The organism is Streptomyces botrytidirepellens (genome assembly GCF_003721215.1).
Taxonomy (GTDB): domain Bacteria; phylum Actinomycetota; class Actinomycetes; order Streptomycetales; family Streptomycetaceae; genus Streptomyces; species Streptomyces himastatinicus.
On record NZ_RIBZ01000196.1, the window covers coordinates 1 to 9,279 of the forward strand.

The 9,279-nt window shown below is 71.3% G+C and carries 9 protein-coding genes and 1 pseudogene; 1 reads left to right on the forward strand and 9 read right to left on the reverse strand.

Annotated features, from left to right (window positions below; genetic code table 11):
• From EEJ42_RS15190 to EEJ42_RS15220, 7 genes and pseudogenes are all read right to left on the reverse strand, one after another.
• Positions 1-898 (reverse strand): annotated as a pseudogene (locus tag EEJ42_RS15190) (hypothetical protein); the annotation flags it as partial.
• 77 nt (positions 899-975) lie between these two features.
• Complete coding sequence (locus EEJ42_RS15195) at positions 976-1,761, reverse strand: ABC transporter permease (RefSeq protein ID WP_123100479.1); 786 nt, start codon at positions 1,759-1,761, stop codon at positions 976-978.
• Positions 1,758-2,876, reverse strand: a complete 1,119-nt coding sequence (locus EEJ42_RS15200; RefSeq protein ID WP_425472897.1) for an ATP-binding cassette domain-containing protein — start codon at positions 2,874-2,876, stop codon at positions 1,758-1,760. Before EEJ42_RS15200 ends, EEJ42_RS15195 begins: the two co-directional genes overlap by 4 nt.
• 74 nt (positions 2,877-2,950) lie before the next feature.
• On the reverse strand, positions 2,951-3,568 hold the full coding sequence (locus EEJ42_RS15205) for a PadR family transcriptional regulator (protein WP_123100480.1): 618 nt from the start codon (positions 3,566-3,568) through the stop codon (positions 2,951-2,953).
• A gap of 58 nt (positions 3,569-3,626) precedes the next feature.
• Positions 3,627-4,199, reverse strand: a complete 573-nt coding sequence (locus tag EEJ42_RS15210) for a DinB family protein (RefSeq protein ID WP_123100481.1) — start codon at positions 4,197-4,199, stop codon at positions 3,627-3,629.
• Positions 4,200-4,323: 124 nt separating this feature from the next.
• Positions 4,324-5,781, reverse strand: a complete 1,458-nt coding sequence (locus EEJ42_RS15215; RefSeq protein WP_123100482.1) for an aldehyde dehydrogenase family protein — start codon at positions 5,779-5,781, stop codon at positions 4,324-4,326.
• Positions 5,782-5,871: 90 nt separating this feature from the next.
• A complete protein-coding gene (locus EEJ42_RS15220) occupies positions 5,872-6,735 on the reverse strand; it encodes a helix-turn-helix domain-containing protein (protein ID WP_123100483.1) in 864 nt (287 codons plus the stop codon).
• Positions 6,736-7,043: 308 nt separating this feature from the next.
• Here EEJ42_RS15220 and EEJ42_RS15225 point away from each other — a divergent pair, with 308 nt between their 5' ends.
• On the forward strand, positions 7,044-7,553 hold the full coding sequence (locus EEJ42_RS15225) for an ATP-binding protein (protein WP_123100484.1): 510 nt from the start codon (positions 7,044-7,046) through the stop codon (positions 7,551-7,553).
• A 9-nt stretch (positions 7,554-7,562) separates the two neighbouring features.
• Here the strand turns inward: EEJ42_RS15225 and EEJ42_RS15230 are convergent, their stop codons facing one another.
• Together EEJ42_RS15230 and EEJ42_RS15235 are read right to left on the reverse strand one after the other, a co-directional pair.
• Positions 7,563-8,714, reverse strand: coding sequence for a site-2 protease family protein (locus EEJ42_RS15230; protein WP_123100485.1), 1,152 nt, complete (start codon positions 8,712-8,714; stop codon positions 7,563-7,565).
• 103 nt (positions 8,715-8,817) lie between these two features.
• Complete coding sequence (locus EEJ42_RS15235; protein ID WP_123100487.1) at positions 8,818-9,051, reverse strand: DUF397 domain-containing protein; 234 nt, start codon at positions 9,049-9,051, stop codon at positions 8,818-8,820.
• Between the last annotated feature and the right edge of the window lie 228 nt (positions 9,052-9,279).

A 9,279-nucleotide genomic window follows, 5' to 3' on the forward strand; every position in this document is an offset into this window, starting at 1 on the left:
CGGCCGCGGGCGGAGGCCCGGGTGGCGGCGAGGCGGACGGCGACGAGGCTGACGGCGCCGCGCCGCCCGGCGCGGCCGGTCCTCCCTGGGGCGGCTGGTGTTGGTGTGGCCTCTGCGTCTCGTACGTCCCGTGCGGCTCGTACGCTCCCTGTGGCTCGTACGCCCCGGGCGCCCCGTACGTCCCCGACGCCTCGTACGCCGCGTAGCCCTCCACCGGTGCGCCCAGCAGCAGTCCGGGCCCGGCGCCCAGCCCCGCCTCGGCGGCGGCCTGCTGGTGCAGCAGGGCGAACGGCGGGCTGCCCTCACCCTCGCCGCGCAGCAGCCCGGCGAGGGCGCGGCTGTAGACGGGCGCCGCGAGGTGGCGCTTGGGCGGGGCCGGGGCGATCGTCCCGTACAGCGTGAGACCGCCCGCGAGCGTATCGACCGGCAGCCGCCCGTCGGAGAGCCGTGGCCAGGCGGTCTCGTCGGCCACCAGATCGGCGAGCACCGTGGTGCTGCCCGGCGGCCGCTGGGCCAGCTCGGCGGCCAGCCAGTGCCACGGCAGCGCGGTGTAGCGGGCGGTCCTCGGCGTCGTGCGGGCCAGCGCGAGGTGCGGCATCCGCTGCTTGTGGTCCAGGGTGAGCTGGCCCGCGAGATAGATGAGCACCGGGCCCGGGTGGGCGGCCGCCGTCCGCAGGTGCGTGAGCACGGTCTGCGGATCGGCGGGGTCCACGAGTTGCACGACGCTGGCGCCGCCGGGCGTGCCCAGCAGCGCGGCCGGAGGCACGGCCGCGAGCTGTGGCAGCGCGGCAGCCGCGTCCATCAGCCGCTGCTTGCCCATCGGACCGGCGGCGAGGAGCAGGGCGTAACCGGGCCCGCTCGTCCGTGCCGCCCCCGTGCCCGCCGTGTCGTTCCCCATACGTGCACCGTATCCGCATCCGGCGACGTCGGGTGGGGGTGTGACATAGCTGGCATCGGGGACGGCGGGTCGGACCCTCAGCGGCTGAGCCCCCGGTAACGGGCCACGGCGAGCGGGAAGAAGACCACGAGGAGCGCCAACGGCCAGCAGACCGCGAGGAGTCCGGCGTGGTCCCCGGCCCACGACGCGGCGTGGCCCCCGGGGCTCCCGAACAGGTCGCGGACCGCGGTGGCCGTCGCCGACATCGGGTTCCACGCCGCGATCGAACCGATCCAGTCGGGCATCGACTCGGGCGCGGCGAAGACGTTGGACAGGAAGCCGATCGGCCAGACCAGGATCTGCACGGCCTGCACGAGTTCGGGGCGCCCGGCGAGCAGGCCCAGATAGATGCCGATCCACAGCATCGCGAAGCGCAGCCAGAGCAGCAGCCCGACCGCGAACAGCACGTCGCCGATGCCGCCGTGCCAGCGCCAGCCCATCGCGAGCCCGACCCCGATGAGGAGCAGCAGGCTGAGCGCGGACTGGAGCATGTCCAGCACGCTGCGCCCGATCAGGACCGCGGAGGAGGCCATCGGCAGGGAGCGGAAGCGGTCGATGACGCCCTTGTTGAGGTCCTGGGTGATCGCGAGCATGGTGGCTTCGAGGCCGAAGGCCATGGTGAGGGCGAGCATGCCCGGCACCAGGTAGTGCTTGTAGTCGCCGCCGCCCGGGACGGTCATCCCGCCGCCGAGGAAGTACGCGAACATCAGCAGCATCATCACCGGGAAGACCAGGCCCACGACCACCTGGACCGGCTGACGGGCCCAGTGGGCGAGGCCGCGGCGGGTCATGGTCCAGGAGTCGACGAGGGTCATGGCGGTCATACGGACGTCTCCTCTTCGGTCATGGCGGCGGTCATGGCAACGGTCTTCGCGCGCGTCTCATCGCCTGGCTCGTCGCCGGTCCGCTCATCCGTCCGTTCGCCGGTGAGGTGCAGGAACACCTCGTCGAGGGTGGGGCGGCGCAGGGCGATGTCCTCCGCCTCGATCCCGGCCGCGTCCAGCGCCCGTACGGTCTCGGTGAGGGCGGCGACCCGATCGGTGACCCGGGCGCCGATCCGCCGCCGGTCGGGGTCGGTCTCGACCGAGGCGGCGCGGGTGGCCATGCCGATCACCGAGGCGGCCGCGGCCAGTTGACCGGCGTCGCGCAGCACGACGTCGATGCGGTCCCCGCCGATGCGGGCCTTGAGCTGGTCGGTCGTGTCGTCCGCGACGGCCCGGCCGTGGTCGACCACGCAGACGCGATCGGCGAGCTGGTCGGCCTCCTCCAGGTACTGGGTGGTGAGCAGGACGGTCGTACCGTCGCCGACCAGGGAGCGGACCGACTGCCACACCTCGGTGCGGCCGCGCGGGTCGAGCCCGGTGGTGGGCTCGTCCAGGAAGAGCACCCGCGGCCGCACGATGAGGCTCGCGGCCAGGTCCAGCCGCCGCCGCATGCCGCCGCTGTACCGGCCGACGGCCTTGGTGCCGGTGTCGCCGAGGCCGAACCGCTCCAGCAGCTCGTCCGCCCGGGCCGCCGCGCGCCGCCCGCCGAGGTGGTGGAGGCGGCCGAACATCTCCAGGTTCTGCCGCCCGCTCAGCTCCTCGTCCACCGCGGCGTGCTGGCCGAGCAGCCCGATGCGGTGGCGGACCTCGTCGGGGTGGCGCAGCACGTCGTACCCGGCGACCTCGGCGCGGCCGCCGTCGTGGCGCAGCAGGGTGGCCAGGATGCGGACGCAGGTGGTCTTGCCCGCGCCGTTGGGGCCGAGCACGGCGTGCACGGTGCCGGACGGCACGGTCAGGTCGAGTCCGGCCAGGGCCGGTTTTCCCCCGGGCCGCTTTCCTCCGGCCCGTTGTGCTCCGGCTCGTGGTGCTCCGTAGGTCTTGCGCAGTCCTTCGACGACGATCGCGGGATCGCTGTCGGCCACGGTCTTCCCCTCTCGCTCCGCAATGAGCCGCATTAGTCAAATTTGACTACGAGCCTCCGGAAGGTACTCCCCGATCCGGGTCTAGTCAAACTTGATTACTGACGGAACTACTCCGCGTGCGGGTTCGGCGCCCCGTCCGGCAGGACGTCCACCGAGCGCTCCCCCTCGCCCGCCATGACGTACGCGCCGCCCTCGAGCCGCTCGATGAGACCGCGGGTCCACTCGGCCCCGCTGTCGGCCGAGTGCACCCAGAACTTCATGATCTCGCCGATGTGGCCCCACTCGTCGGGGCTGTCCTGCGGCGGCGACCAGTGCCGGGTGACCTCGGCCCGCCACCCCTCCAGCGCCGCCACCCGCTCCTTCAGCAACGCGATGGCCTCGGCGCGGGGCAGGTCCACGATGAACCCGACCCCGGCCGTCAGCTCGTCGATCTTCTGGTCGTGCCGCAGCAGGGCGTCCCGCAGCAGCTTGAAGTACTCCTGCTCGCCCGCCGCGGTCAGCTCGTACTCGGTGCGCGGCGGGCCGCCGGCGGTGCTCGGGGCCACGTCGTGGGCGCGCATCAGGCCCTGCTTCGCCATCTGTTTGAGCGCGTGATAGATCGATCCGGGTTTGGCGTTGGACCACTCGTGCGCGCCCCAGAACTCCAGGTCGTTACGGACCTGATAGCCGTGTGCGCGCCCGTGCTGGCGCACCGCTCCCAGCACCAGCAGCCGGATCGCTGACATGTGCCCGTCTCCCCATCCTGCCCCAGCCTGACCTGCGCTGGGGTCCAGAGTAGGGGTGTCAGCCCTCCATGAGCGACCAATCGGGCTCGGGCATCGCACCGGTCTCGAAGACCAGATCGAACGCGCCCTTCCCGTCGATCGTCTCGCGGATGATGTCCGCGTGCCCCGCGTGCCGGGCGACCTCCTCGATCAGGTGCAGGACCAGCCAGCGCCAGGTCCGGGTGCCGCCCTCGTCCCACGGGTAGCGGGGCGACTCGAACGTGTCGTCCATCGAGGACAGCGCGAGCACGGCCTCCTCGGTCGCGCGCGCCACCGCCTCGTACCGCTCCAGCAGCACCGGCACCGTCTCGTCGGCCGTGGGGGTGAATCCGGCCTCGAACTGCGCCAGCGCGTCCTTCGGCGGCCAGTCGTCCACCTGGCCCTGGCCCTTGCGGATCCAGCCCACTTCGGCCTGGGTCACATGCTTGATCAGCCCGGCCAGGGACAGCGCGCTCGCGCTGGGCGCGCTGCGGGCCTGCTCCTCGGTCAGACCGTGCACGGCGCGCCGGATGCCGCCGCGCTGCGCGTCCAGATAGGCCAGCAGCGCGGAGCGCTCGTCCTTGCAGGCTTCGGAGTTCACGACGGTGGGCATGGCTGCCGCCTTTCACGAGGAGGGCGCCCGGGTCGGGTGCCCTTCGACGAACCTCACATTAGGAAGGCTTGCGGTCAGCTTCTGTCCGCAAGCGCGAAAATCCGCAAGCCTTCCCGGCGTCGCGTCAGAACGGGAACTGGCTGCGACCGTGCTGGATCGAGATCCACTTGGTGGTGGTGAAGTCCTCGACCATCGACTCCCCGTTGAGCCGCCCGACCCCCGAGTGCTTCTCGCCGCCGAAGGGCACGATCGGCTCGTCGTGCACGGTGCTGTCGTTCACATGGATCATGCCGGTGTGGACGCGCTTGGCGAGGCGCACCCCGCGCTCGATGTCGCCGGTGTGCACGGCGCCGCTGAGGCCGTAGTCGGTGTCGTTGGCGATCCGGACGGCTTCCTCGTCACCGTCGAACGGGATCAGCACCACGACCGGGCCGAAGACCTCCTGGCGGAGGATCGCCGAGCCCTCGGGGACGTCGCCGAGGACGGTCGGCTCCACCAGGGTGCCGTCGGCCCGCCCTCGCACCAGCGCGGTCGCGCCGTCGGCGATCGTCTGGTCGACGAGCGCGGTGATGGCCTCGGCCTGGCTCTCGTTGATCAGCGGGCCGATGTGGGTGGCCGGGTCGCCCGGGTCGCCCACCGTCAGCGTCTTCACCTTGGCCACGAACTTCTCGGTGAACGCGCGCTCCACCGACCGGTCCACCAGCACCCGGTTGGCGGCCATGCAGACCTGCCCCTGGTGGACGAAGCGGCTGAACACCGCGGCGTCCACCGCGTAGTCGAGGTCGGCGTCGTCCAGCACGATCAGCGCGCTGTTGCCGCCCAGCTCCAGGATGGCGCGCTTGAAGTGCGAGGCCGCGACGGTGGCGACATGGCGGCCCACCCGGTCGGAGCCGGTGAACGAGATGACCTTCGGGACCGGGTGCTCGATCAGGGCGTCACCGATCTCCGCGATGTCGGTGACGACCACGTTGAGCAGCCCGGCCGGCAGCCCGGCCTCCTCGAAGATCTTCGCGACCAGACCGCCACCGCATATCGGGGTGTTCTGGTGCGGCTTGAGGACGACGGAGTTGCCGAGGGCCAGCGCCGGGGCGACCGACTTCAGCGACAGCAGGAAGGGGAAGTTGAACGGGCTGATCACGCCGACGACGCCGACCGGCACCCGGTAGAGGCGGTTCTCCTTGCCGTCGTCGGGCGACGGCAGGATACGGCCCTCGGGGCGCAGCGCCAGCTGGACCGCCTCGCGCAGGAACTCCTTGGCGAGGTGCAGTTCGAAGCCCGCCTTGACGTGGGTGCCGCCGCACTCCGCGATGATCGTCTCGGTCAGTTCCTTCTCGCGCTCCTCGATGACGCGCAGCACCCGCTCGAAGACCGCCCGACGGGCGTACGGGTTGCGGGCCGCCCACTCCGGCTGGGCCCGCTCGGCGGTGCGGTAGGCGAGGTCGACCTCGTCGACGGTGGCCACGGTGATCGAGGCCAGCTTCTCCCCGTCGTACGGGTTGAAGTCGACGATGTCCCAGGAACCGCTGCCGGTGCGCCACTCACCGCCGATGTACTGGAAGGCCAACTCGGAGAAGTAGGACATGCCATCCCTATCTGGAGGACGCGGGACCGCATCCGGACACCCGCGAACACGTGGGGGGTATTCCTGACAGGGTGTCATCCTACTGATCGGTCAGAGCTCGCGCAGGAGCCCCCCGAGCAGGTCCCGGCTCTTCTCCGGGGACAGGCTGTCCGCCCCCAGCCGCTCCAACGCCCGCTCGTACTGCCCCACTTCCTCGGGCTTGTCCAGGTAGAGCGCGCTGGTGAGCTGTTCCAGATAGACGACGTCCGGCAGGTCGGACTCCGGGAACCGCAGCAGGGTGAACGCACCGCTCTCCCCCGCGTGCCCGCCGAACGCGAACGGCATCACCTGGAGCGTCACGTTCGGCTGCTCGGAGACGGAGAGGAGGTGCCGCAGCTGGGCGCGCATCACCTCGGCCCCGCCGTAGGGGCGGCGCAGCGCGGCCTCGTCCAGCACCACGTGGAACGCCGGGGCCCGCTCGGAGACCAGCAGCTTCTGCCGCTCCAGCCGCAGCGCGACCCGCCGCTCCACCTCGGAGTCGCACGCCTGCGGCTGACCCCGGGTGACCACGGCGTGGGCGTAGCCCTCGGTCTGGAGCAGGCCGTGGATGAACTGGACCTCGTAGACGGCGAGGTGCGAGGCGGCGCCCTCAAGACCGACGTACGTCTGGAACCAGCCCGGCAGCACATCGCCGTAACTGTGCCACCAGCCGGTGAGGTTGGCCTCGCGGGCGAGGCCGAGCAGCGCCGCGCGCTCCGCCTCCTCGGTGACCCCGTACAGGGTGAGCAGGTCCTCGATGTCGCGCGCCTTGAAGCTCACCCGGCCCAGCTCCATTCGGCTGATCTTGGATTCGGAGGCGCGGATCGAATAGCCCGCCGCCTCACGGGTGATGCCCCTGGCCTCGCGCAGCCGCCTGAGTTGGGAGCCCAGGAGAATGCGGCGCACCACCGATCCACTCGACTCGCTTGCGGTCATGTGTCCGTGACCCTCCCTGTACGGAACGCGCTCTTCCGGTGATGGGCCCCCGCAACCCGGCAGGCCGAAGTCTGCCACTTTCCGGGCTCCGGTCCGTGCCCAAGCGGTTACCCGACCGGGAGTCCTACGCATATGTGCGTAGAACGAAAGTGTGGCAAAGATGCATGCACCACCTCAATAGTCCTGCGTGCACGTGCATTTGCCCTTGCATTCGCCGTCGGCATTCGAAACCATGGGGTACGCGCACGTGCAAGCTCGTACGAGATCTGGCCAGGATTCGTCAGGGCCACGGATGCAGGAGTGCTCGCATGGGGAGCGAAGGTACGGCCCTGCTGGAACCGTTGTGGCGAGGGCTTCCCGCCATCGATCCCTCCGCCGTCTCCGGCGCCGTCTCCTGTTCCCTCCCGGCGCGCTACGACGCGGTCAAGGGGGCGCGGCAGTTCACCGGCGCCACGCTGCGGCAGTGGGACATACCCGAACTGCTCGACGAGGTGGCCCTCGTCGTCTCCGAACTGGTCACCAACGCGCTGCGGCACGCGGTCGCCGGGGCGCTGCCGGGCGGCCCGCCCGGGGACGGACCCGAACCGCCCCTGGTCCGGCTCCACCTGATGTACTCCGCCTCACGGCTGGTGTGCGCCGTACGGGACCCCAGCGAGGCCGGACCGGTCGCCGGGGAGGCCGGCTCCTGCGAGGAGTCCGGGCGGGGGCTGCATCTGGTGGAGTCGTTCACCGACGGCTGGGGCTGGCACCCGCTGGCCGGAACGCTGCCCGGCAAGATCGTCTGGGCCCTGTTCCGCCTGCCCCGTCCCTTGGACTAGTGGGGTGGACTAGTGGGGCGTCGCCTCCGGCGGCGCCGTCGTGATGCCCAGCGAGTGCAGCTGGAAGAGGCGCGACACATCGTGGGAGGTGACGATCCCCTCCAGATGCCCGTCGTCCACCACCAGCACCGGCATCCCCCCGGCCCCCGGCCGGGCCCGCTCCAGCACCTCGCTCAGCAGCTCGTCCGACGTCGCGACCGTGCACCGCGACAGCGGCGTCGCCACCTCGCGCACCCGCCGCTCCTCCCGCATCCCGGCCGGGACCGCCGCCAGCGCGCGCAGCTCCACGACACCGCTGACCCGGCCCTCGAAGTCCAGCAGCGGCAGCGCCGAGTGGCGTGAGTGCGCGGCCACCTCGTCGATGAACCGCCCCACCGGCAGCCAGTCGGCGCCCGTCACGACCGGGGACGACATCGCGTCGCCCGCCCGCACCCCGCGCAGCGCCGTGTTGATACCGGCCCGCTGCCGCTCCGCGTTGGCGATCACCAGGATGAACAGCCCGACGAGCGCGATCCACAGCCCGCCGCCCTCCCCGCGCACGAACGAGAACCAGCCGACCGCGATGAGCAGCACCCCGAAGATCTGGCCGCTGCGCCCGGCCGCCCGCTCGGCCCGGTCCCGGTCGCCCGTACGCCACCACAGCACCGCCTGCACCACCCGGCCGCCGTCCAGCGGGGCGGCGGGCACCAGGTTGAACACCCCCAGCAGCAGATTCGCCCAGCCCAGCCAGATCAGCAACGCCGCCGGTACGCCCCATCCGGCCAGCGCGTTGGCCCCGATCCCGGCGCCCACGGCAATACCGCCGATGGCCAGGCTGGTGAGCGGGCCGCTGATGGCCACGAGCAGGGCGATCCGGGCGGTGCGCGGCCGCCCCATCTGGGTCATGCCGCCGAGCGCCCACAGCGTGACGTCCTCCACCAATACGCCCTTGCCGCGCGCGGTGACCGCGTGCGCGGCCTCATGCAGCAGCAGGCTCCCCATCAGCAGAAGAGCGCCGATCACGCTCGCGACCGCGTAGACGAGCCCGGTCCGCCCGGGCGTCCAGGCGGGCAGCGTCTCGCGGCCGAGTCCATAGGCGAGCAGGACGATCAGTACGGGGGCGCTCCAGTGCATGCGCAGCGGCACCCCGAGGACATGTCCGACGCGCACCGAGCCGTTCATCGCTCATCGCCGTCTCACATCAGAACGACCCCCACCGATACCAGTGTCGCTCACGCGCCCACGTCACGCGCGGGCTCTCAGGGGGTCCCTCACGCTCGGACTCTCACGCGTGGCCGACCGGGTCGTGCACCAGGTGATCGAATTCCCCGTCCTTCGCGCCGCGCAGCATCGCCTCGACCTCGGCCGGGGTGTAGACGAGTGCCGGTCCGTCCGGGAAGCGGGAATTCCGTACGGCCACGTGCCCACCGGGAAGCTTGGCGAACTCGACACAGGACCCCTGGGAATTGCTGTGCCTGCTCTTCTGCCAGACGACCCCCTGGAGGTCCGCGGCCGCCATGCCGTTGTACGGGTGGTCGCGCACAGGGCTCTCCACTGTTCGTGCATTAGTGCAACTGTCAACTGACTGGGATGATAGCCGCGTTTCTTTACTTATGCATGGGCAAATGCATGAGCAGATGCACGTGCACGCCGAGTGATCACGTGAGCACGGCGTCTTCTGCCCCGACCTGAGCGCGTCAGTCGTCATAGAAGAAGACGACGAGGGCGCCCCGCGGGTTGGCCCGCG